Genomic DNA, 22,969 nt, shown 5'->3' on the forward strand with positions numbered 1-22,969 from the left:
TCAAGCACCCATGACAAACCAAAGGAATTGAGAACAGATTTTTTCCGAATAACACTTGGCAAAGAGGGAATATTTCCAAGCTGAGAAATGCGGTCACGGATATATTCAAAAAAACTAATTCCCAACTGACGAGTAGTAGCAACAAGAAACATAAAAGTATCCCAAGCCTGAGTACCTTCAATATTTCATAAATTAGCGATCGCCTGTACTGGTTGATTTAGACTCCATAATCACATTATATACTAAGTTGCGATGCCTACGCCGGACTTGTTGGTATAGTTGTTAGACCTACAACTGTCCTGAAAGCCATATATCTAAATCAGATTTGTTTGTAAAATCTAACAAAGCTTCCCCCAGACTCTCCAACTGCTCTACAGCCAAACTTCTTATTTGCTTTTCTTGGGAGGGAGACAACATACCATACCGCTTAGTCAAAAGACAAAGCAATAGATTTGCTTCCCCTTCTTGTCGTCCTTCTTGAAACACTTCCTGATAAAACCGTGTTTGGGTTACATCTACTGTTTTCAGGTTTAGCATTTGCAAAATCTCCTTTGTACCAAGTTGTGGGAATTTATTCACAAGTATAGCTTCTACTAAATCCAAGAGTCGCCGAAATTCTTCCTCTGTTTCCGCACTATTAATAATTGCCTGTGCCAAGGTTGCTGTATCTTGTTCATCTACGACAAGTAACTTCAGTAATGCCAAATTCGGACTCAAATCCTTTAACGGTAACAAATCTTCTAGATAGAGTCGTTTGACTTGACTCTTTAACAAAGATTGGTAGGGAATATCTGAGCCTAGATCTTCATTCCGATTGGGTAAAATTAATAACCCGTACCAAGGTTGCTTAACGTTGTATTGATATAAATACAGAAAAATTTCTGCTAAATACCGCCCATAAAATCTTGGATCTCCCTGCATCTGGGCTTCTAAAAATACCAGAGGTAAACTGATATCCTTCGCAACAGGTGTTAATAGTCCATCTAGTTCAAATCCTTTCTCTTTGACTCCGGGCGCACTATAGGTAAATCTGCAATCTTTGGGTATTTCTGGGATTAACTCGGCAATTAAACCTGGTTGAGATAAAAATAGTCGGTAAAAGAGTTTATCGGTTTTCATAAACACATTATATATTCAGTAGCTTTGTTTTAATGGATATAGGTTTGTCAAAAACATTTTTAAGTTTCTTTCATAATTCTGATTTTGACAACCTCGCTTTTACCATCATTTGCACTACATCGCCCATCTTATATTTAGCTTCCCATCCTAACTGGTTCTTAGCCTTACTAGGATTACCTTTACCCACAGCCAAATCTGTAGGTCTAAATAGGCTACTATCAACAACTATATGATCACACGGCTCTAAATTTACAGATGTAAATGCGGCTGCTACAAAGTCTTCTAAGGAAGTGCTTTCTCCGGTGGCAATGACATAATCATCAGGCTGTTCCTGTTGCAACATTAAATACATGGCTTCCACATATTCTGCTGCCCAACCCCAGTCCCTCTGAATTGACAGATTACCTAAATATAATTTTTCCTGACTACCCTGGGCAATGCGACAGGCAGTAGCCACAATTTTTTGGGTAACAAATCTTTCTGGACGCAGGGGAGATTCATGATTGAATAAAATACCGGAACAGGCAAATAAACCGTAAGCTTCTCGATAATTAGCTACTTCCCAAAAAGCCGTGGCTTTAGCAACTGCATAAGGGCTTCTAGGACGGAATGGAGTGGTTTCTACTGCTGCTACATTGCCAGTATCACCAAAGCACTCGCTTGAACCTGCATTATAAAGTTTAACGTCCGCGCCTAGAAAACGAATGGCTTCTAATAGGTTGAGTGTCCCTGTAGCGATACTTTCTAATGTTTCTACGGGTTGTTCAAAAGATAAGCCTACGGATGTTTGTCCTGCTAAATTATAGATTTCGTCTGGTTGGATTTTTGTGAGTATCTGGAGGACGCTGCGAAAGTCAGTTAAGGACATTGACTCTAGCTTTACTTGGTCTTTAATACCTAAATAGGCTAAGTTGCGAAAAGAAGATACTTGAGCATCTCTAGAGGTTCCAGTAACTGTATAGCCTTGATTCAATAGTAATTGGGCTAGATAAGCTCCATCTTGTCCTGATATGCCACAAATAAGGGCTTTTTTCATCTAAACCTCCAGGAGACCCCCACCAAAACTGTACTCGGTTTGGTGATGGGAGGAATGGAGGGTTAACTGCGAAACGTCCCTGGAGTAATTTTGTGCGCCAGCACAAACAACGAAAGGGACAGTTGAGCAATTAACAAATCTTTGATTTTCCATATTCGTAACCGTCCTTTTTGTGAATTGATTTACAGTATTTGTAAGAGACACCTTGAATCAGTGCAGATATTGTTGAGATATTGAAACTTTTTCAGTGTCTAAAACAAATACTTTGGACAGAATATTTTGCTCCGAAGAGCCTCCCATTTCTGGGGTAATGTTAGCTTTGACAATGTTAGAGGTCTGTAACTATCTTAAAAGCACTGGTTTGACCCTTAAGCCTGTTTAACTTTTAAGTTCTAGAGCAGGGAACTAGCTACGCATCCCCTGGTAGGTCTTTAACTCTTACCTCTAACGTAGTTCGGTTAAGAACTGAGTCTGGGCAACTAGGCTTCTACAAGCCCTCACTTACCTGAAGGGAAGTGATGGGTGGTTGACATATTCTCGCTTTATAAAGTTCGCAGAAAATTTCGCAGTAATTCCTTGCCCAAAGAAGTTAAAACACTTTCTGGATGAAACTGGACTCCTTGAATGTGAGGATAGTTCCGGTGTCTCACGCCCATAATTGTTCCATCTTCTACCCAAGCAGTGATTTCCAATACTTCTGGGCAAGTTTCCCGCTCAATGACTAGACTATGATATCTGGTAGCGGTCAAAGGATTTTCTAAACCTTGGAAAACTCCTATACCTGTGTGCGATACCTGGGAGGTTTTACCGTGCATTAATTCCGGAGCGGAGACGATGTTACCACCGAAGACTTGACCAATACTTTGATGTCCTAAACACACGCCTAAAATCGGTACTTGATCTCCTAGTTGGGCGATCGCCTCTAAAGAAACCCCCGCATCATCTGGACGACCCGGACCAGGGGAAATTACCACAGCATCCGGTTTTAATTGTCTAATTTCCTCTACAGTAATCTTATCATTTCGCACTACTTGTAGATCCTCAGCTATGGGAAACTCCGCCGCCAATTCCCCTAGATACTGTACTAGATTATACGTAAAGCTATCGTAATTATCAATGACTAGTATCACAATTTTTACCTAATTTTCTTTAAAGATATCAAAAAAGTTCTAGAGAAAAGATTTAGGATCAAGTTTGGGTAGTTACTGATGATATGACTTGTTTATTAGTAATTGCTGATTTTTAATCACCTATTACTAATTACCAATGACTAAGCCCAAACAGATATGATCAGTTTTCCACCTTAATAATGATATAACACCCTGTTTACGATTTCCTGGATCTATAAGTTAGAGAGAATTAAACCCGCTAAAGGAGGTAACAATAGCGTCGCTGCAACTAACAATGCCACCAAAGCTGAAACCATTACAGCACCAGCAGCGCAGTCTTTAGCGATTTTTGCCAACTCATGATAAGACTGTTTTACAGTCAAGTCCACAATGGACTCAATGGCAGTATTGACTAACTCTAAAGTCAAGACTAAACCGCTAGTTATAGCAATTATAGATATTTCTACTGTTTCTAAACGTAAAAATATACTTAATGCAATAGCTAAGGCACAGACAGCTACATGAATACGAAAATTGCGTTGAGTCTGAAAAGCATAGACAATTCCAGCCCAAGCATATTTAAAACTAATCAATAAGTTAGAGGCAATTTGCCAGGAAAGTTCCCTATCTTTAGACACAAGCATTGGTAAGCTGTTATTGGTGGGTGAGGGCGAAACTTTTGGGGACATAGATCAAAGAATAGAATCAATAAAAGAGTAGGGATTAACGGATTTTGATAGCCAAATTAACTTTTGTGGTAATTGTAGGCTATTTTAAATATCTCCACTACAAATTAATTACTCAGATTCGTAGTTGTCAAGATACATTTACAAATCTAAGTCAATATTAATACCTATCTCTTTAAGTAATGCAACTTGCTGAGTTAACATTTCCATCAAACTTTCTTCGTCTGGATGATCCCAACCTAACAAGTGCAATAACCCATGGGCGGTTAACCAAGCTAATTCTGTAGATAAGCTATGTTCCTGCTGTTGTGCTTGACGCTGGGCTGTATCTATAGACACGACAACATCCCCTAAGTACAAGGGCATAGAGGCCAGCATTTTTTCACTTTGTGGTAAATCTGCTTCTAGAGATGCAAAAGCAAGAACATCTGTAGGTTTATCCTGCTGACGATATTGGGAATTGAGAGTTTGCATTTCTGTATCGTTTGTCAAACGCAAGCTGATTTCATAACTAGGTGCAGTTGGTAGATATTCTTGGAGAATCTCTAACCATTGCTGAAACCAGTTCTCCCAAGTTTCGCCAGGAATTGGGTAATTATCACTAATATTGATGGCTATGGCAGAAGAGTCATCAACACAATCTTCTAAATATAATTCTACCTGTAAAGGCACAATTTTTCCTCTCTTAGCGGGTAAGATATGCCAAACCCACTAGGACAGATAATAGTCCTATGGCTGTCAGTCCAAAGTGTTTGAGGGAAGTTCCACCTTTTCTGACCATGTTTCGCATCGCCAGTTTCACATAAGTAGGTTGGGGTTCTGAGGCACGGGACTTATCCATAATTCATTCGTAATTATTTCTTTTATCACTTTAACAGGTTGTGGGCGAATAGGAGTGAGCTGATAATGCTGGGAAATTTAACCAGTTTTTGTGTTTTCGGTGATGTCTAGATTAACAAACAATAATTTCATGGTAGGGTTGAATACTACGTAAGAGAATTGCTGTAACCAATAGACATGGGAGTAAAAATCATCGTAGGGACAATTCATGAATTGTCCCTACAAGGGTTTGGTGGTTATGCAAATTTAATCACCACCAGATGTATATTATTTTAGCTAACTAATTGCATGGCAGAATTAAAAAACTGTTGACATAAACCCTTGGTAATTAAAATAGTTGTTAACAAGTTGGTGACAGCCACCATAAAAATAATTAAAATTTCGTAGGATACAGCCTCTAAAGGGGGAACTCCAGCTAATAATTGTCCATTAGTAAAGGTTGGTATTGTTGCCATAGCGACCAACATCATTTGGTTTAAAGTGGGTAAAAATGCAGCGCGAATTGCTTCTTTGCGGTAGGGTTTAATAGCTTCTTGAGGAGTTGCACCCAGGCTTAAATGGGTTTCTATTTCCGTGGGAAATTGGTTGATAGCACTAACTAAACGTTCTCCGGCTATTGCGGCTGCATTCATAGCATTACCCAGCAATATACCAGCTAAAGGAATGATATAACGCGGTTCATACCATTTTTCTGGTTGAATAATGAGAAAGTTAGTATAAAGCAATGTTAAGGACGTGCTGACAAAAATTGCTATCCATACTAAAGGTAAGACTTGAGGGATTTTTTGACTGATGCGGTTGCGGGTAATAATTGCGGTAATTGTCAAAATTATTGCTAAAATCCCCACTACTGCCCAAATATTATTAACAGCAAAAATGAAGTCGAAAATGTATCCTAGTACAAGTAGTTGGAGGATAGTTCTACCAGTAGCCACCGTTAAGTTTAATTCTAGTCCTAATTGCTCCCAGGCTGATATCCCAATGGCGATCGCCATTAGACCCATAGCTAAAGCCAAATCTACCATATCTAATTTGATTAGCTCTGCCATAATTTTTCTACCCCTTAACAATTGAAAACTTTAGCATAAGTAGTTGAACAAAATTAAATTCAATCGGGTTGTCAGGTAGTGGGGAAGAGAAAAAAGTTCTTCCTTCTTCGTAACTCCTGACTCCTAACTCCTGACTCCTAACTCCTTTACAAATAAAAACTCATGATTAAAAGTGTAAATTCCATTCCAGCCTTTGATATTAAACAACAATATGCCACTATTGAAGCAGAAGTAAGTGCTGCCGTCTTAGAAGTGCTTGCTTCTGGGCGTTATATTGGTGGCCCAGCAATTACAGATTTTGAGGAACAGTTTGCAGCTTATCATGATGTCAGTGAATGCGTAGCTTGTAACTCTGGTACTGATGCTTTATTTTTAGCATTACGCGCTTTAGGAATTGGTGCAGGTGATGAAGTTATAACCACACCCTTTACTTTTTTTGCCACAACAGAGGTTATCAGTGCGGTAGGTGCAACGCCAGTATTTGTAGATATTGATATAACTACATTCAATTTAGATGTAGAGCAAATAGCAACAGCGATTACACCCAAAACTAAAGCTATTATTCCCGTGCATCTGTTTGGCTTACCTGTAGATATGACAGAATTAATGGAAATTGCCAAATGTCACAACTTAGCAGTAATTGAAGATTGCGCTCAAGCTACCGGTGCAACTTGGGAAAATAAGAAAGTTGGTAGTATTGGCCATATTGGCTGCTTTAGTTTCTATCCCACCAAAAATCTCGGTGGTTGCGGTGATGGTGGGGCAATTACCACAAATGATCCAACGATAGCTACCCAATTAAGAGTTTTGCGCGAACATGGTAGTAAAACTAGATATATTCATGAAGAAATCGGTGTCAACAGTCGCTTAGATGCTATTCAAGCCGTAGTATTGCAAATTAAACTCCGTTATTTGGATATTTGGAACTCTAGACGCAAGCACATAGCCGATTATTATTACCAACACCTCAGCCAAATTCCTGATATTATTGTTCCTCAAGAATTTCCCGGTGGTGTTGGTGTGTGGAATCAATATACCATTCGTATCTCTGGAGAAAGACGCAATGGTGCAAGTGGTAAATATCGAGATTCCGTAAAAAATCGAATGCAGGAACAGGGTGTAAATTCCATGATTTACTATCCCTTACCTTTGCACTTCCAGCCAGTGTATAAAAATCTAGGCTATCAACCTGGACAATTACCAGTAGCAGAACAAGCTTGTCAAGAAGTTTTATCTTTACCCATGTTCCCAGAATTGGAGGAAGAACAACAAGATAAAGTCATTGATACTTTGAAAAATTGTTTATCCTGAATTGTCGGGGAGTCTATCTATTACCCACATCTTTCTTAAACAATTAAACAAGAAACTTAACATCAAAGTAAAAGGCTTGATATATATAGTTTTGAAAGAAGAGAGTGGGTAATAACATCATGTAAAAGTGGGCTAGTACCGCAGGGCGGAAGTCAAAAGTCAAAACGAACACAGCATAGGCTTTTGGGAGATTTATAATTGTTGGTTTATTTATGCCGTGCTGTACTAGTATTGTTCTTATTACGATACAAGGGGTTTAGCATTGCTAAACCCCTACATAAATCAAATCGGACTGATATATATTTGAAGGGAAAAAACAAACATCCTAGACGTTGATTGGCTGCTTGGTTTCTATAACCTTGTAAGGATTATTATTGTTAATATTTTGTGGCTCAATAAAAGCCTCTTTACCAGTAATTAGCCAAAATACCCAAGCAATAAAACCAGTAAGTTTGATAAAACCTAAATCTACAACTGCTAAATTTTGCCCAATCATGGCTAAACTACCGACATCATCTACTATAAACAGTTCGCTATTCATATAATGCTGAAATTCGTCCAAACTTCCGAGGCGGATCAACATTTTCAAAACGAACGGCTTTAAGGTCAAAAGCAATGATAGTTTTAGGTTTACCAAACATATCAATGGAGTAACATTGTTCTGGCAGAATAGGAGCAACAATTCGTTGATTTCCTTCCCAGTTGTAAATATGTACCTCAGAACAAGCTTGAACCCTTTCTAAATTTAGTGTCCAGTAAAAGGTTTTCCCTAAAACTGCTAACGTGCGTAAACCTTCAGGTGCTTCATGGAGTTTTGTTAGATCATCCGAATACTTTTGAAGTTGCTCTGGTGGTATTCCTGTGCGGACAATTACTATTTCACAGCTCATGTTTTTGTTGAGTTTCTATAAATCATTAAAATCTTTATTTGTCTATCAGTTAGCATTTCTCGGACAATGGGAATAATAGCCTTGGGACGGAAGTAAAATTTACGATACATTCTTTCTACTGCATCTTCAATTTCTGCACTAGAAAGGGCGGAATATTGCAAAGTTGAAGTTTGAATACCGGAAGTTGCCACTAAAGACTCATTGGCAAACCAACCATTTTCTCTAGCTTGTGCATACAATTCTGTACCCGGATAAGGGGCAGCTATCGAAACTTGAATTGTATGGGGACTCAATTCACAAGCAAAGCGAATGGTTTCTTCTACAGTTTCCTTAGTTTCGATGGGCAACCCAATAATAAAAGTCCCATGGACAGTAATACCAAGTTTGTGGCAATTCTTCATAAATTCTCGCGCCACTTCCAGTTTAATACCTTTTTTGATATTATTGAGAACTTGTTGATTACCAGATTCAACCCCTACTAATAATAACCGTAAACCGTTATCACGCAAAGTTTTGAGAGTATTATAATCTAAATTAGCCCGGGCATTGCAACTCCAAGTTATATTGAGTCGTTTTAGATGTTCACTAATAGCGATCGCTCGATGTTTGTCAATGGTAAAAGTATCATCGTCAAACATATACTCCCGCACCTTATCCCCAAATAATTCCTTAGCTTCAGCCATTTCTCGACCTACCGCTTCCGGGCTTTTATGACGATATAAATGTCCACCAATAGTTTGTGGCCATAAACAAAAAGTGCATTTTGCCGAACAACCCCGCCCAGTATAAAAAGAAATGTAAGGATGTTGCAAATAGCCAATAAAATATTTGCTAATGTCCAAGTCACGGGCATAAACTGGCAACACACTAGGCATAGCATCCCAGTCATGAATTAAAGGACGTTCTTCCGTTTGACAAATATTTCCCAACTGATCCCGATAACTCAAACCCTTAATTTCATCCCAAGGTTTACCTTCCGCCAATTCTTTGCAAGTATAGTCAAACTCATTGCGACAAACAAAATCAATTACCGGATTTTCGCGCAAAGTTTCCTCTGGTAAAACCGCAACGTGCGCCCCCACAAAACCAATTTGCACATTAGGATTTTGGGCTTTTATAGCTTCAGCACACTTCACATCATTAGCTAAAGAAGGTGTGCTAGTGTGCATAATTACTAATTCATAATCCTTGGCAATTTTTAACACATCATCCACCGTTTGACTATGGGGAGGTGCATCAACCAACCTACTCCCAGGAACTAAAGCTGCTGGTTGTGCTAACCAAGTCGGATACCAGAAAGAAGTAATTTCTCGTTTTGCTTGATATCGCGCCCCTGCACCACCATCAAACCCATCAAAAGATGGTGGACTCAGAAATAAAGTAGTTTTCATGAATATCTCCCACACACAAATTTTTTGTTTTGGTGATTGGTGATTAGTAAAATTTAACCACTATTACTTATTCCTATTCCCTCTTAACTATCACCTGTCATAGTGGCGTAGCACTTGTCAACTAACTAGCCTTAACATTCACACCCATAAGAGTTTCAATCAGTGAAACAACATCACTATGACTGAGTTTTTCTTTGCCATTGGCTAAAGCATCTAGAGTACCATGAGCTAAAGCCAGGGGAATTTGGCAAAATTGCAAAGCCGGGCCATCTGGTAAAGAATTAGTATAAGCATCTGCTAAAATGAGATGGCGACGAGCATAGTCTTGAAGATTTTCATTATTCCAACCCATCGGGAAAAAATTGACCCCACGAGTTAAATCCTCAGAATTATTACGCAGAATATTTACAGCTTGCAAACCCCTACCAAATGCTATGGCTTGAGTCCGGTTGCTTTGAGTTCCATCATACCAATTCCATAAATCTGAGAGTAACAGGCCAACTGCACCCGCTACGCCAAAGGTATAACGATCTAAATCTACTTCTGTTTCTATTTTCCAGTTTCTATCTGCCCAATAAGCCATTCTATCAGCCATTGCGGCCGTTGCATCCCAAATCCGAGGAGCAATACTTTCAGGTGCTAATATTGACCATTCTCTAATGCGTAAGCTGACTTCTTGTAAAGAACTTTCGTATCCTTTAAATCCTACGGAGAAAGCATCAAGGGGAAAACCATCTACTCCTGCTTGTAATGTCAGACTGATATTTTGCAACAGGTGTTTTTTGGTCCTGTTATCTAAATCTGGATCATCTTCAATTTGATCAATTGCCCGCATACATAAGTATGCTGATGCTACCGCTTCCTGTAATCCTGATGGTAAAATACTAATTGGGATATAAAAAGTTCGGCTAGTATCTTTGAGGATTTGCAACGCATCTCCACGTAAATCCATTTTGTTCACTCCTCGGTTGATTTTCACACCACACACAATTCAGATTTTTTTATGATACTGGATTTAGTTTTTACTAAACCTAAAAAACCATAGATACCCTAGTATTTAATCTAGGAATTAATCGTTTATAGTGTCGTACTTGCCATAAGTCTGAAGCTTATCAAAATTTAGTACAGTATATAAGGTTTTGGTAACAACTTCTTTACTGATGAGTATAGATATACAAAACCAAGATTACAAGTATCAAAATCAACATAAGCCCCAAAACTTAAGCTCAAGGGTTTTCAGATAATTTTATGATAAATAGTGGATTTTCCCTAAAAATGTGCATTTTGTGTAAAGTATATGCAGGTAAACGGCAAAATATCATATTCACTAGAAAAAATTGGCTAAAATTTATCTGATAGGTATTGATCCTAGCAGGAGATAATCAAGAAATTAGCCAAAATTGCACTATTGCCAATTTACTTACAACATCCTTAGTTTAATATTTAGAGGTATCAATGCAGTTTAATGATTTTAACAAAAAAACAAACGAATATAAAGAACTTAAGGAAAAACCCCATTGGCAAGGCCCAGCCACAAAAGCCAATATTAAAGCTAAAGAACCTAATCCAGCCAATAATAACATCTTTAATGAAGATGATAATCGTGGTCGAGTGGCAATTTTTATTGATGGCTTAAATCTATTTCATGCTGCATTACAACTAGGTATTGAAATTGATTATGTCAAATTGCTGTGTCGTTTAACCAAAACCTCAAGATTATTACGCGCTTTCTTTTATACAGGTATGGATACTGGCAACGAAAAGCAACAGGGGTTTCTGTTATGGATGCGTCGTAATGGCTATCGTGTTGTCACTAAAGATATGAGTGTAGTGCCAGATAACAACTACAAAAAACCAAATTTGAATGTAGAAATCGCTGTAGATATGATTACCTTAGCACCCTATTATGATACTGCGGTTTTAGTTAGTGGTGATGGTGATTTGTCCTATGCGGTAAATGCAGTTAGTGGTATGGGTGCCAGAGTAGAAGTAATTGGCTTACAAACCTCAACTAGCGATCATTTAATTGATGTAGCTGATGAATTTATAGATTTCGATAGTATTAAACAACACATTCAAAAAGATTCTTATCTTGGTTATAGTTATCGGACTTCTGCTAACTACCAGATGTAAGTTTCCATGACTGAATATTTTACTGGTAAGTCAGCTACTTAGGACTCAGGATTAAAATTCTGTTGTTACCAGAGTTTGATGATAATTGATATCCTCATTGCTGTATTAAATATCCAGTATTTTTAATTTTAGCTTTTTACTTCTGAATGTATTTATTATACTGACCTCAAATTATGTGAGTTTGAGGACAATTAATGTTGCATTTTATTTGGCACTTTTTTAATATTTATGCTATACCAGTGTAGAACTAGCTAATAAAACATTAACAAGTAGAATTACTATACTCTAGAATTGAGTTTTAAATTAAGCATGATTGCTGATTAATGTATTGTTTAGCATTCATTTAAAATCTATCTGCAATAGTTTTTAAACCTCATTTGATTGAAGGAGAAAGGAGTAGCTATTATGAATCAAATTCAGTTAACTTTAATTATTAGCTATGTGATCATGACTGGCTATTTTTTTACCAATTGGTTAACATTTTCTCTACGTCATCCGACATCTTCTCCAGAGGATAAATTCTTATCTTTTATTATGTTTATTATCACTACGATTTTATGGCCTGTAGTGATTTTAATCTCTTGTTGGGAAGTAGTCAAAAAAGGCAAATTAGAATTAGTTACAGTAATTCCTGTACTTTTAGCAATATTCGCTGTGAGTATTTCCTACTATTTAAGTTCTGTACATGAACATTGGCTGTGTTATTATGATCTGCTTTGTCATGTTTAATTCAGGCCATTGGTAATAGGGAAGATAAAAGAAAAATGTTCTTCATTCTTCATTCTAAACTCCTGATGGCGCGGGGTGGCGCTAGCTATATTCCTGAACTCTTACGTTCAATCATCTTCATATTCTGCCCAAGAATTAGCAGTTTCGGAGACAGATACTTTAAGTTTTATATCAGTTGGTAAACGTTTTTTGGTTTCATCATAAATATATTTAGCAATCATTTCTGCTGTTGTTTCATATTCTGGAGGCAAAACTTCATTTAAAATACAATGATCAAGTCCTCCTTGATTTACATCTTTTTTAGCCCAACGTAAACTTCTAAAATCAGCCACCATGACAGGATGCGGACAATATTCTGAAGAATGTAAGGTTGCTGATTGTGCTTCGATTCTAACTTTATAAGTGTGTCCGTGCATTCTCCCGCAAGGGCCTTTATAGTCCTTGATATAGTGGGCGCTATCAAATGTAAATTCTGTAGTTAGTTTCCATTTTGGCATTTTAATAAACTCTTTTGTGATTGGTAATTGGTAATTGGAGAGATAAATTTTTATTACTCACGTTCCTGAACACGTTTTTGGCAGCCTCCATTTGAAAACTCATCATTCTTGGAAAAAGCATTTCCGCCACTATGCTATTTTAACATTGAATTTCCAGGTGCTTTTGGATGGGATTTTGGGAGCTTTGCCCTATTTGTTGGTAGGGGTTTGGTTATGGCCTTTATCTTTTGTGGGTGTTATTTGCGGTTTATTGTTTGGCCAGTTTCATGTGTGGTGGAGACACGTTATTTCTTTAGGTTGGCAAACGCCCCAACCTGTGACGATTTTATGTAAGTTTTTATTTATTACTACGCCCGAACAACACTGGTTACATCACCAAAAAACTAACTGGGGATATTTTTACGTTTTTTGACCAACCTGCGAAAGTTTGGATGCGTTGGTTAAGGTTAATGAGAATCCGTTGGTGTTTTTATCTCGAAAATAAGGTTTCTGGATAAAGAAGATTTTGACTAGAATTACAGACTTGAAATTTTGAGTGTGTCAAAAGTATGGTTAATTATGGATGTCACCATTAAAACCATACACGTTTAACAATCAATGGTTAACTCTAGTCTTGTAGCAATAATCTATGTCAATCCCGCTACCGGGAAGGATGCTAATACGGGTTCTCGTACCAGTCCTTTAAAAAGTATTTCCCAGGCTATCAAACAGGCAAAAAGCTCAACAATTATTCAGTTGGCTAATGGAACTTATAGCACGGCCAATGGAGAAGTATTTCCTCTAGTGATTCCATCGGGGGTTTTGGTCGTGGGAAATGAGGGAAATAAAGGTCAGGAAATTATTATTTCTGGTGGTGGAGATTATCAGAGTCCGAGTTTTGGTGTGCAAAATATTACTGTCTTATTACTAAGTGATGCGAGTCTGTTAGGCGTGACTGTGATTAATTCTAATGCTAAAGGTACGGGAGTTTGGATTGAGTCATCTGTACCAACGGTAGCTAATAGCACTTTCAAAAACTGTACTAGAGAGGGAATTTTTACCACTGGCAATGCTAAACCAGGCATTGTGGATAATTTATTTATTAACAATAAAGTAAGTGGGTTAGTCATAGCCAGAAATAGTAAAGGGGAAGTGCTGCGGAATGTATTTCAAAATAATGCTTTAGGGATAGCGATTAGTGATTTTGCAGCCCCTTTAGTGGCTAATAATAAACTTTGTGCCAATGGGACAGCGATCGCTCTTTCTCGTGATGCTAAACCAGTATTACGCCGCAATCTGATTACAAGTAATACCCAAGGTGGTCTATTAATTAATGGTAATGCTGTTCCCGATTTAGGCAATCCCCAAGATCCTGCGGAGAATATTTTTCAAGCACAGGGTAAATTCGATTTACAAAATGTCACGGAGCAAAAAATCATGTCCGTGGGCAATCAGTTAAGTTTAACTCAGGTAATTGGGGAAATAGATTTTATCGCGGCGACGGCGGACACTCCCAGTCAAATAGGTGTGAGTACGCGGTTTGCTGATTTAGAGGGACATTGGGCGGCTGCTTTTGTAGAAGCTTTGGTGAGTAAAGGGTTTATTAGTGGCTTTCCCGATGGCACTTTTCAACCAGCTACACCTATTACCCGCGCCCAATATGCGGCTTTGATGGCCAAGACTTTTCAATTGCCAGAAAGTAATCAATTAGATAGATTCAAAGATGTCAAATCAAACTTTTGGGGTGCTAAAGCCATAGCTAGTGCGGCGGATCGGGGCTTTTTGAAAGGCTTTCCCGATGGTACATTTCGACCGGACAATAATTTAACGAAAATTCAAGCCCTAGTCTCTATTGTTAATGGTTTAAACTTGAGTGGTGGTAATCCTAATGTGTTAATGGTATACTGCGATCGCACTCAAATCCCCAGCTATGCTACCAGTGCAGTGACAGTGGCTACGCAGAAACTATTAGTAGTCAATTATCCCCAAGTAGATCAGTTAGAACCCTTGCGCGAAATTACTCGCTCTGAGGTGGCAGTGCTAATTTACCAAGCATTGGTGTCTATGGGTATGGAAAATCCCCTCCCATCTGCCTATATTGTCAAACCAGAGACAGAGATTCCTTCTTTTTCTGATATTGTCGGACATTGGGCAGAACCATTTATCAGGGCATTGGTTAGTATGAACTTAACCCAAGGTTTTGCTGATGGGACATACCAACCCGATCAAGCGATGACCCGCGCCCAATATACGGCTTTAATTGCTGCTGCTTTTAACCCTCCAGCTAAACGCCCATCTCCAGAATTTACAGATATTCCCCAGGATTTTTGGGCGGCCAATGCCATTGAAATTGCGGCTAAAAGTGGTTTTGTGGGGGGATTTAGCGATCGCACTTTCCGCCCTAACCAAAACGTGCAACGGTTACAGGTGATAGTCTCCCTCGTCAACGGACTGGGACTATTAGCCAATGAACAAAAAACCATCACCTATATTGACCAAGATAAAATTCCCGAATATGCCCGGACAGCAGTTACCATAGCTACCCAACAGCAAATAATTGTCAATTACCCCGATCCCAGTTTGCTTGCACCTACCAGGGAAGCCACCCGTGCAGAAGTTGCAGCTATGGTTTATCAGGCATTAGTAGCTAGTCAACGTACAAAAGTCATCAACTCACCTTATGTTGTTTTGCATATCAGCAATTGATAAGTAGAATGGAAAACACTGCCTATCTATTTGGCTGCTCCTGAAAAAATATTCATGTAGCTAAAACTACGTTAGGCTAAATGCGATGGGTGAAATGTTTATACCTATTGCCTAACACTCACAGCCCATGTTAACAACAGTCCCGGTAACTCCAACTTTTGCGGCTCCAGCCGAATTAGCAGCCAAGTTATTAACTCACTACAGCTTTGATCTTAACGGATTTAATGCTAGTGAGTTGATTAACTGTTGGCAAGTAGAATATCCCTTGCATTGGTTACATTTAGCAGTAATTGAAGCTTTGTATCAAGGTCGTTATAAAGCTATATCTGTCCAGCAAATCTTGACCTTTTGGCGGCGCAAGGGAGAGGCCACATATCATTTTAATATGGAATTTGAGCGCATGATTTGTAGCAAATTCCCCGAAAGACTTACTTCTGTCTCCCTATCAGTTTTACCACCCATAAAACAGGAGATAAGGACAGAAAGCTATCACCATCCTCAGTTATTACCCGCCCAAGTTAGTTATAAATACGAAATAAATAATCATTTACAGCCTAGAGAGGAAAACAGAGATGCTTATACAGAACCTCATGTTTCCAAACCCACTAATTTTACAGCCCAGACCAATGTTAAGCCAAAGGAAGTTATTGAGGAAATTTTACCTCCTTACCCAGTGCCACAACTAATGCTGTCAGGAACTGCCAATCATCCCCCTATTGGTCGCTTTATGCCCCAGCAGAGCAATCACACGGAATCTTTTACCTCCAAACTCAAAGCCCTTACGGATGAACACCTGGAGTTTGTGTTTTAGGAGTTGGTAATACTGTATACCTAAGATAAATTCCTAGCCAAACAAAACCAATTATTATCAAAGTACCAATTCCCAGAAAATTGGGCAGCCAGAAAATGACTTCTACATGATTGATAGCGCCTGGTTTCAGTTGCCAGATCAATTGATTACCGTGTTTTTCTGGTTGCAACGTATTTTCGTTATTGTTAATATTTTTGATGCCCCAAGGTGCATTTAAACTAAAGTCCAAATTGAGAAGAGAATTATCAGCTTTAGTGGTAAACATCGCTAAGGAACGCAAATCTAAATCATAAACTAAATGATTTCTCGAAAATAGGAAAAAGTTAGTATCTTCGGCGATTAAATTGGAAGTAATATTAGAAATTTGCGAGCGTTCCTCCTCTTTCGTTGTACTATTTTGGTAAAATTCTGTAAATTTTTTTTGTAATTCCTTAGCACTGGTAAAGGGAATTTTGACAATAATTTCAGAGGGGGAAACTCTTTCTACTGAACCTGATAATCTTCTGGCTCGGTTTTGTAAAGTTTTTACCCATTCAGATATGTAATCACTACTAAAGATAGTTATTTTTTCTGATAACTGAAAATGTTGTACTAATTGACCATTATTTGTACTGTTAAAGTTTACGCCTAAATCATAATTGACGCAGCCAGATAACATCAATGAGGCAAAAATCAAAATAAATACAATGGGTTTGATTTTGATAATAGGCAAAATAGCAGATTTAATTAATTGTGAGATTTTTTTAACTAGGGTAGATACATTCATTAGTTAATTTCTCCTAATTTACTAATTAGTCTTGGTGTGGGCAAGAGTGAAGAGGCAAGAGAAAGACAATATTTGTAATTAATTTTGTGGGATTACTTATCAAAGATTTTGACTTCTAGGTGAATTTTGACAATTTACTCAAAACTTAACCAAACTAAATAGGAAATTGTGAAACCCACAGCAATTAAAGCCACCCAAACAAAATTATTATCTTGAGTATTGACTGTACTCAAGTCAATATATTCTTTTTCTACAGGTTTTTTAGCAGATGGAGATTGGTTAGGTTTGGCGGCAATCATCATTTTGGATTTGTTGTCAGAAATTATGCTAAAGTCGGGGATTTCTGTCATCCATTCTTTAGGACGATTAAGTTTAGGAGCTTTTAAAATGTAGGCCAGGCGTTTGGCTTGGTGGCGCACTTCATAATGGGGATGACGGCTAAGTTCTTGACATAATGCGATCGCCTCTTCCGAACGTCCCGCCGCTTCATAAGCATTCACCAACCAAATTTCTACTTCCCCAGCTAAACGAGTATTTTTTCCTAATAGGGCGCTGGCTTGTTCTAAATTTTGTACAGATTCTCGATATTTACCGTTTTCAAAAGCAGCTTTGCCAATTTTATACCGAGATTTAGCGATTTCTAAACTTTCTGTAGTCATTAGTCAGTTGTTCGTTGTCAGTTGTTCGTTGTCGGTTGTCGGTTGTCAGTTGTCAGTTGTCTTAGTTAGATCTAAACCAGTAGCACTCCTGACACCTGACTCCTGAATTGTTATGTTTCTATGATTTTCGAAACTGAGAACCAAGAATCATTGTCCCAATACCCACGTCTGTAAATACTTCTAACAATAAAGCATGGGGAATACGGCCATCAATAATATGTGCAGCTTTAACTCCTTGAGCGAGCGATCGCACACAACAATTCACTTTAGGAATCATTCCCCCACTGACTATACCATCAGCTATTAATTGCCGCGCTTCCCGAATATCTACTTTAGGAATGAGAGTAGATGGATCTTTATAATCTTTTAAAATTCCTCTGGTATCAGTCAGCAAAATTAACTTTTCCGCGCCCAAAGCGGCGGCTATTTCCCCCGCTACGGTATCAGCATTAATATTATATGCCTGTCCAGTTTCATCAGCCGCCACGCTGGAAACAACGGGAATATAACCATTACTAGAAAGAGTTTCTAAAATTTTGATATTGACATTACTCACTTCACCCACAAAACCAATTCCCTCTTCGCCTTGAGGACGGGCAGTAATTAAGTGACCATCTTTACCACAAAGTCCTACGGACATACCCCCAGCTTGGTTAATAAGTGCCACAATTTCTTTATTCACACGGCCAACTAACACCATTTCCACCACATCCATAGTTGGTGCGTCAGTTACCCGCAAACCATTCTTGAACTGTGCTTCAATTCCCAACTTACCCAACCAACTATTAATTTCTGGTCCACCACCATGAACTAAAATTGGTCGCAAACCAACACAAGATAAAAAAACGACATCACGAATAACTTTATCCTTGAGGTTGCTATCCTTCATCGCTGCACCACCGTATTTAACTACCACCGTGCGGCCAACGAATTGCTGAATGTATGGTAATGCTTCACTAAGAATTTCTACGCGATTAGCTTCTGTTTGCCTGATATACTCTGTATCATTCATGATGTTTTTACCCAACTTGCTAGTGATCTAGTTTAGGTAAATATTCTACCAGTTGAGTTAATTGATCTAAACAAAGAATACCTTTAAGTTTATTTACTCTTGATAATTCTCTTGTCCATGATCAACTATTGGAAATTTATTTAGTGATTTTAATACTAAGTAGATAATCTTATTTACTCTTGATAATTCTCTTGTCCATGATCAACTATTGGAAATTTATTTAGTGATTTTAATACTAAGTATATAATCCTGGAAAAACATTATAACAATCTTATATAGCAGAAAACAGATAACAGGATTAAAAGTCTTTTGGTATATGTTTTTTATGTAAATTTCCTAAATATTCTCAAATGAGTTAATTCTTGTGAAAAATCATTTTCATCCGGACATTTACAGTACAAATAGTATTATTTTGATAGCTCCAGGAAAATAACTTCTCATATTAGTGCTATGTAGTAGCTGATTTTCTAGAAAGTATGTAATAAAATGTGTACATACAAAGAAAATTATCAGAGCTTAAGCTTATGCTACTAACATCTGATACAGATTATTTCTGGCAGAGCGTTGCATAAAAGGTGTACTAGCAACGAAATGGAATAATTAGGTTTTTGTGGAATTATTTTCATAGAAGTTTAAACGTGAACTAAGATTGTGGGAAGTCGGACGTTGAAAAAAGCAAAATTTTTATGTACATTGTTACAGCTTAACTGGGTACAAGTTGTCGGAACAACCCTTTTAAGTTACATGTGGTTCACCACTGTGATCGCACTTAGCCCAGCATCTGCGGCAGATCCAGTAGTTGATCAAACCCAAAATGATCGATCTACTGCTAATCAAACTACCTTAGAAAACAATTTACCGGATCTACAAGAAGTAGTAGCGGAAAAAGCAAAACTAGGACAAAAAGCAGAATCTATTGTTGAACCAAAACATCCCCAGATCACTACCCAAAGCATAACCCCCTTACCTATGGAGAATAGTTCTGGTGATGTTGATAAATTACGCCAAGATTTATTGATTGAACCACTAGTTAAACCTGCTCCCATAAAACCAACCTACTCACCTGGACTCAGCTTTAGTGCTCCCAGCGCTTTCGGGGCTGGCTGGGGTGATGTATTCATAGGAGCATCAGGGGCGACTGCCGGTAAAGCTAGAAATGGTGAAATAGACGGAAGTATAAGCACAGGTTTTGGTTTGGGTGATGCCCAAAAACTCATCGGGTTAGAATTTTCCTACAATTTGGGAAGCATCAAAAACTTTGGTGAGAATGGCACTTTTGACCTCAAAGCCCATAGGCTCGTCTATGCTAAAGGCAACAATCAAGTAGCCGTTGCTGCTGGCTGGAGGACCTTTGCTCAGTATGGTAATGAAGCTATTAGACCTTCCAGTGCCTATGGTGTGGTGACAACATACTCTCTCCTACAGCCTAACAATCCAGTCAATAGAATGCCCATCTCCTTTTCCGTAGGAGCAGGTGGTGGTGACTTCCGACAAGGTACTGATAGTATAGGTGTGTTTGCTGGAGTCGGTGTGCAAGTTCACCCCCAGGTAGGTGTCGGTCTAGGTTGGAGTGGTATAGGTTTAAACGCTGGGGTTTCCTTTGTCCCTGTGCCTACTATTCCCTTAACAATTAATGCCCAGGGTGCTGATCTGACAGATAACAGTCCAGGTGGTACTGTATTTGTTCTGAGTGTAGGCTATGGTTTCAATTTCTTACCTAAATAAACACTTCAATACTTAAAGAATTACCATGTTAAAAATCAGAACTTTTCTTTTTGCCTTACTCGGTGTCAGTCCCCTACTTTTCCTGAGTTGGCAGTTACCAAACCAGGCTACAGTTTTACCCACAAATAACAATGAATCGGCGACTTTGAGTGGATATCCTACTCCTATTGCTCAAGCTTCACCATCATCAACCTTTGATTCACCCAGTAAAGGAACTGCTGGGTCGTTAAGCGGAGGTGGAACAACTGGCTCAAGTGCTACCGTTTTTTCAGCGCCAGCCATCAATATTAATACTGCACCACCAGTAGGTGCACCACCAGTAGGTGCATCACCAGTGGGTGCATCACCAGTAGGTGCATCACCTAGTGTCAGTGTTTTTGTTAGTCCTGCTGGTATTGTAAATATTACGGTTACACCTGCGGCAACACAAGCGGTAAATGCGGCTGCGGCTTCTATACTTAGTACTGCTGCCAGTAGTGTTGCTGCCAGTAGTGTTGCTGGCGGTGGTCAAGGAGTAGCTACTGTTGTTGCCCTTGCTGTCGGTGGTGCAGAGGCGCAGGCGGCAGTGACACAACTTACCTCGGCTCTATCTGCCGCTGGTGTCTCTCCAGCCTTAGTGACTACCCTATTACAAAATATTGCTGGTCTTTTAAGCGGTACTGAGGTTTCCATAACACCAAGTTTTCCTTCGGCTCAGTTACCACAAGCGCAACTAGTAGCTGGCACAAAGGATCTCAAAGCTAGTTTAACCATTGCTCAGACTAACACAGCACCAACTGTGAACATTAATAAACTAAACAATGCTATTAATGCCTATAACCAGATTATCCTGGAAAGCAGTCCGGTAGTTTTGCAAAAACTCGCACAGGACAAAGATTTCCTAGCAATTGGTCAAACACTAAAAACATTAAGAGCTGCTCTTAAGTAACCTCAAGCCTGATTACAGACTGACAAAAAATAACGGGGAGACTAAAGTTCTACTGCGTTATTTTTTGTAAATTTGAGAAAGTTTCACAAAAAAGTTAAGTTAAGAAAAATTAGGCTAAGGAAATGGGGAAATAAAAGTGAGTTCTGGATTTGATTACGATTTAGTTATTATCGGCGCTGGTGTAGGTGGACATGGTGCGGCCTTACACGCTATCAGTTGCGGTCAGAAAACAGCGATTATTGAAGCTGGAGATATGGGAGGAACTTGTGTCAACAGAGGTTGTATTCCTTCTAAAGCATTACTAGCAGCTTCAGGAAAAGTAAGAGAATTACGTAATGCCCATCACCTCAAGTCTTTGGGAATTCAAATTGGTAGTGTGGAGTTTGATCGGCAAGCGATCGCTGATCATGCTAACAACCTCGTCTCCAAAATTCAAGGAGACCTAACCAACAGCCTCAAACGCTTAGGAGTGGATATTATCCGGGGTCAGGGCAAAGTAGCAGGAACACAAAAAGTTACCGTCACCACAGATAAAGGTGAAAAAACCATCACCACCCAAAATATCATCCTTTCCCCCGGTTCTGTCCCCTTCGTTCCCCCTGGAATTGAAGTAGATGGCAAAACCGTCTTTACCAGTGACCAAGGCGTTAAATTAGAAACTCTACCCAAATGGATAGCAATTATTGGTAGCGGTTACATCGGGTTAGAATTTTCTGATGTTTACTCCGCTTTAGGTTGTGAAATCACCTTAATTGAAGCATTGAGCGAGTTAATGCCAGGATTTGACCGAGATATTGCTAAACTGGCAGAACGGGTTTTAATTACGCCCCGTGATATTGAAACCAAAGTCGGTATCTATGCCAAAAAAGTAATTCCTGGTTCACCAGTAGTAATTGAATTGGCTGACTTTGAAACCAAAAAAGATTTAGAAGTTTTGGAAGTTGACGCTTGTTTAGTCGCTACAGGTCGCGTTCCCGCTACTAAAAATCTCGGTCTAGAATCCGTTGGCGTGGAACTTGACCGCCGCAATTTTATTCCTGTTAATGATAATATGGCCGTATTATCAGGAGGCGAAGTAGTTCCCCATCTGTGGGCTATTGGTGATGCTACTGGCAAAATGATGTTAGCCCATACTGCATCTGCCCAAGGTATTATTGCTGTAGAAAATATCCTGGGTCGTCAGAAAAAAGTTGACTATCGCAGCATCCCTGCCGCCGCCTTTACCCATCCAGAAGTTAGCTATGTAGGCTTAACAGAACCAGCCGCCGAAGCTTTAGGACTGGAGGAAGGATTTGAAATTGCCACGAGTAAAAGTTACTTTAAAGGTAATTCCAAAGCCTTAGCAGAAAAAGATGCTGAGGGTATGGCCAAAGTAATTTACCGTAAGGATACTGGCGAAGTTTTAGGTGTACATATCTTTGGTCCCCACGCCTCAGATTTGATTCACGAAGCCGCCGCCGCCGTGGCTAACCGTCAATCTATCCAAAGTCTCGCTTACCTAGTCCACGCTCACCCAACGCTTTCAGAAGTCTTAGATGAAGCGTATAAACGAGCATTAGTTAGTTAATCGTTAGTCAGTGGTCAGTTGAATAA

General features: G+C 38.9%; 22 protein-coding genes and 2 pseudogenes. 9 read left to right on the plus strand and 15 right to left on the minus strand.

Going from position 1 to position 22,969, the window contains the following annotated elements:
* Nucleotides 1–288 precede the first annotated feature (288 nt).
* The 7 genes from CUN59_RS10385 to CUN59_RS10415 form a co-directional block, all read right to left on the minus strand.
* Entirely contained in the window at nucleotides 289–1,119 is an 831-nt protein-coding gene (locus tag CUN59_RS10385) for a DUF2887 domain-containing protein (RefSeq protein ID WP_104387780.1), read from the minus strand.
* A 70-nt stretch (nucleotides 1,120–1,189) separates the two neighbouring features.
* Complete coding sequence (locus CUN59_RS10390) at nucleotides 1,190–2,155, minus strand: GDP-mannose 4,6-dehydratase (RefSeq protein WP_104387781.1); 966 nt, start codon at nucleotides 2,153–2,155, stop codon at nucleotides 1,190–1,192.
* 542 nt (nucleotides 2,156–2,697) lie between these two features.
* Entirely contained in the window at nucleotides 2,698–3,285 is a 588-nt protein-coding gene (locus tag CUN59_RS10395) for an anthranilate synthase component II (protein WP_104387782.1), read from the minus strand.
* A 212-nt stretch (nucleotides 3,286–3,497) separates the two neighbouring features.
* Nucleotides 3,498–3,953, minus strand: a complete 456-nt coding sequence (locus tag CUN59_RS10400; protein ID WP_104387783.1) for a diacylglycerol kinase family protein — start codon at nucleotides 3,951–3,953, stop codon at nucleotides 3,498–3,500.
* A gap of 138 nt (nucleotides 3,954–4,091) precedes the next feature.
* The gene (gene ybeY, locus CUN59_RS10405; protein ID WP_104387784.1) at nucleotides 4,092–4,622 is read right to left on the minus strand and encodes an rRNA maturation RNase YbeY; all 531 of its coding nucleotides are present in this window, start codon (nucleotides 4,620–4,622) and stop codon (nucleotides 4,092–4,094) included.
* 13 nt (nucleotides 4,623–4,635) lie between these two features.
* Entirely contained in the window at nucleotides 4,636–4,791 is a 156-nt protein-coding gene (locus CUN59_RS10410) for a DUF3285 domain-containing protein (RefSeq protein WP_104387785.1), read from the minus strand.
* A gap of 271 nt (nucleotides 4,792–5,062) precedes the next feature.
* A complete protein-coding gene (locus CUN59_RS10415; RefSeq protein ID WP_104387786.1) occupies nucleotides 5,063–5,839 on the minus strand; it encodes an ABC transporter permease in 777 nt (258 codons plus the stop codon).
* Between the two features lie 162 nt (nucleotides 5,840–6,001).
* On the opposite strand from CUN59_RS10415, the gene CUN59_RS10420 reads away from it, so the two are divergent.
* On the plus strand, nucleotides 6,002–7,150 hold the full coding sequence (locus tag CUN59_RS10420; RefSeq protein WP_104387787.1) for a DegT/DnrJ/EryC1/StrS family aminotransferase: 1,149 nt from the start codon (nucleotides 6,002–6,004) through the stop codon (nucleotides 7,148–7,150).
* Between the two features lie 325 nt (nucleotides 7,151–7,475).
* On the opposite strand, the pseudogene CUN59_RS10425 reads toward CUN59_RS10420, so the two are convergent.
* From CUN59_RS10425 to CUN59_RS10440, 4 genes and pseudogenes are all read right to left on the minus strand, one after another.
* Nucleotides 7,476–7,676 (minus strand): annotated as a pseudogene (locus CUN59_RS10425) (NAD(P)/FAD-dependent oxidoreductase); the annotation flags it as partial.
* Between the two features lie 7 nt (nucleotides 7,677–7,683).
* Nucleotides 7,684–8,040, minus strand: a complete 357-nt coding sequence (locus CUN59_RS10430; protein WP_104387788.1) for a hypothetical protein — start codon at nucleotides 8,038–8,040, stop codon at nucleotides 7,684–7,686.
* Complete coding sequence (gene hpnJ, locus CUN59_RS10435; RefSeq protein WP_104387789.1) at nucleotides 8,037–9,431, minus strand: hopanoid biosynthesis associated radical SAM protein HpnJ; 1,395 nt, start codon at nucleotides 9,429–9,431, stop codon at nucleotides 8,037–8,039. Before hpnJ ends, CUN59_RS10430 begins: the two co-directional genes overlap by 4 nt.
* A gap of 121 nt (nucleotides 9,432–9,552) precedes the next feature.
* The gene (locus CUN59_RS10440) at nucleotides 9,553–10,383 is read right to left on the minus strand and encodes a squalene/phytoene synthase family protein (protein WP_104387790.1); all 831 of its coding nucleotides are present in this window, start codon (nucleotides 10,381–10,383) and stop codon (nucleotides 9,553–9,555) included.
* Nucleotides 10,384–10,886: 503 nt separating this feature from the next.
* On the opposite strand from CUN59_RS10440, the gene CUN59_RS10445 reads away from it, so the two are divergent.
* Entirely contained in the window at nucleotides 10,887–11,564 is a 678-nt protein-coding gene (locus tag CUN59_RS10445) for a LabA-like NYN domain-containing protein (RefSeq protein WP_104387791.1), read from the plus strand.
* 405 nt (nucleotides 11,565–11,969) lie between these two features.
* The gene (locus CUN59_RS10450; protein WP_104387792.1) at nucleotides 11,970–12,293 is read left to right on the plus strand and encodes a hypothetical protein; all 324 of its coding nucleotides are present in this window, start codon (nucleotides 11,970–11,972) and stop codon (nucleotides 12,291–12,293) included.
* A gap of 107 nt (nucleotides 12,294–12,400) precedes the next feature.
* On the opposite strand, the gene CUN59_RS10455 is transcribed toward CUN59_RS10450, so the two are convergent.
* On the minus strand, nucleotides 12,401–12,790 hold the full coding sequence (locus tag CUN59_RS10455) for a 6-pyruvoyl trahydropterin synthase family protein (RefSeq protein ID WP_104387793.1): 390 nt from the start codon (nucleotides 12,788–12,790) through the stop codon (nucleotides 12,401–12,403).
* Between the two features lie 46 nt (nucleotides 12,791–12,836).
* On the opposite strand from CUN59_RS10455, the pseudogene CUN59_RS10460 reads away from it, so the two are divergent.
* The 3 genes and pseudogenes from CUN59_RS10460 to CUN59_RS10470 all read left to right on the plus strand — a co-directional run bounded on the left by CUN59_RS10460 (nucleotide 12,837) and on the right by CUN59_RS10470 (nucleotide 16,286).
* A pseudogene (locus CUN59_RS10460) lies at nucleotides 12,837–13,287 on the plus strand (fatty acid hydroxylase).
* Nucleotides 13,288–13,387: 100 nt separating this feature from the next.
* On the plus strand, nucleotides 13,388–15,475 hold the full coding sequence (locus tag CUN59_RS10465) for an S-layer homology domain-containing protein (RefSeq protein WP_104387794.1): 2,088 nt from the start codon (nucleotides 13,388–13,390) through the stop codon (nucleotides 15,473–15,475).
* Between the two features lie 127 nt (nucleotides 15,476–15,602).
* Nucleotides 15,603–16,286 carry a hypothetical protein gene (locus CUN59_RS10470; protein ID WP_104387795.1) on the plus strand — a complete coding sequence of 228 codons (684 nt, stop codon included), beginning with the start codon at nucleotides 15,603–15,605 and terminating at the stop codon, nucleotides 16,284–16,286.
* Here the strand turns inward: CUN59_RS10470 and CUN59_RS10475 are convergent.
* The 3 genes from CUN59_RS10475 to argB form a co-directional block, all read right to left on the minus strand.
* A complete protein-coding gene (locus CUN59_RS10475; protein ID WP_104387796.1) occupies nucleotides 16,255–17,052 on the minus strand; it encodes a DUF3153 domain-containing protein in 798 nt (265 codons plus the stop codon). The genes CUN59_RS10470 and CUN59_RS10475 overlap by 32 nt on opposite strands.
* A gap of 134 nt (nucleotides 17,053–17,186) precedes the next feature.
* On the minus strand, nucleotides 17,187–17,711 hold the full coding sequence (locus CUN59_RS10480; protein WP_104387797.1) for a tetratricopeptide repeat protein: 525 nt from the start codon (nucleotides 17,709–17,711) through the stop codon (nucleotides 17,187–17,189).
* A gap of 118 nt (nucleotides 17,712–17,829) precedes the next feature.
* Nucleotides 17,830–18,723 (minus strand): acetylglutamate kinase, encoded by an 894-nt coding sequence (gene argB, locus CUN59_RS10485; RefSeq protein WP_207765405.1) that lies wholly within the window; start codon nucleotides 18,721–18,723, stop codon nucleotides 17,830–17,832.
* Between the two features lie 744 nt (nucleotides 18,724–19,467).
* Between argB and CUN59_RS10495 the strand changes: the two genes are divergently transcribed.
* The 3 genes from CUN59_RS10495 to lpdA all read left to right on the plus strand — a co-directional run bounded on the left by CUN59_RS10495 (nucleotide 19,468) and on the right by lpdA (nucleotide 22,943).
* Complete coding sequence (locus CUN59_RS10495) at nucleotides 19,468–20,448, plus strand: hypothetical protein (protein ID WP_243406914.1); 981 nt, start codon at nucleotides 19,468–19,470, stop codon at nucleotides 20,446–20,448.
* A gap of 25 nt (nucleotides 20,449–20,473) precedes the next feature.
* Nucleotides 20,474–21,376 (plus strand): hypothetical protein, encoded by a 903-nt coding sequence (locus CUN59_RS10500; RefSeq protein WP_104387799.1) that lies wholly within the window; start codon nucleotides 20,474–20,476, stop codon nucleotides 21,374–21,376.
* A 136-nt stretch (nucleotides 21,377–21,512) separates the two neighbouring features.
* Complete coding sequence (lpdA, locus tag CUN59_RS10505) at nucleotides 21,513–22,943, plus strand: dihydrolipoyl dehydrogenase (protein WP_104387800.1); 1,431 nt, start codon at nucleotides 21,513–21,515, stop codon at nucleotides 22,941–22,943.
* The last annotated feature ends 26 nt before the right edge of the window (nucleotides 22,944–22,969 follow it).

The sequence above is a fragment of the Cuspidothrix issatschenkoi CHARLIE-1 genome (assembly GCF_002934005.1).
In the GTDB taxonomy this organism is placed as follows: domain Bacteria; phylum Cyanobacteriota; class Cyanobacteriia; order Cyanobacteriales; family Nostocaceae; genus Cuspidothrix; species Cuspidothrix issatschenkoi.